The organism is Parendozoicomonas callyspongiae (assembly GCF_023502345.1).
In the GTDB taxonomy this organism is placed as follows: domain Bacteria; phylum Pseudomonadota; class Gammaproteobacteria; order Pseudomonadales; family Endozoicomonadaceae; genus Sansalvadorimonas; species Sansalvadorimonas callyspongiae.
In genome coordinates, this window is record NZ_JAMFLX010000132.1 from 1 (window position 1) to 712 (window position 712).

Consider the following 712-nt stretch of genomic DNA (forward strand, 5'->3'; position numbering starts at 1 on the left):
ACTGTATCCTCACCCATCCAACAAGGCGGTGGTAGTGAAATGCAGCCAAGTGAAACAGCTTCGTTTGCAGCGAGAACAGTTGATGAGATTTCTCCTGAGCTTAAAGCCTTTAGAAGGCTTGCACCGTTTTTACAGGATACTTTAGCAGACATGGATATGTCTACCTTTGTTACTAAATGTGCATCGAAGTACTTGATTAGTCATAAAGTTTCGGGAAGTGTTAATGATTTAACAAGAAAAGCTCAGACTCCAGGTCAGCAGGATATGGCTAAGTCTCTTGTAAGAAGATTGCATCAAAAAATCAAAGGCAGTGAAAATCCAGGAGCTCTTTGTGGGCGCATCGCTGGTGAGTTTAAAAATGCAGGGCAAACTCGTTCGCTCTGTGATTATATTGGACGCCTGGCAAAGAACGATTCAGTGGCTGTGGAATTCAATAAAGCCTCCGAAACAATAGCAGATAACATCCAGCATTCCTCATCACGAGTGGCAACTCAGTTGTGTTCGGTTGGAATAATTACTGATGCGGAACGTAAAGAAGCATCGGATCCTGGCTATAATCTGGGTGTACAGAATGCAGCTGAAGTGATGGAGGCTCTTGAGGAAACAATATCCAATAAATCTGACGCTTTGGAGACTCTCAGAGACTGTATGGACGACATGTTTTCGGGGCCATTATATTTTCTGTCGCAACGAGACGATCTTTTTAAAGTAG

At 43.1% G+C, this 712-nt stretch carries 1 protein-coding gene; it reads left to right on the forward strand.

Annotated features, from left to right (window positions below):
• Positions 1-39: 39 nt before the first annotated feature.
• Positions 40-712: hypothetical protein (locus M3P05_RS20630; RefSeq protein ID WP_249702029.1), on the forward strand; the 673-nt coding region annotated here is incomplete at its 3' end.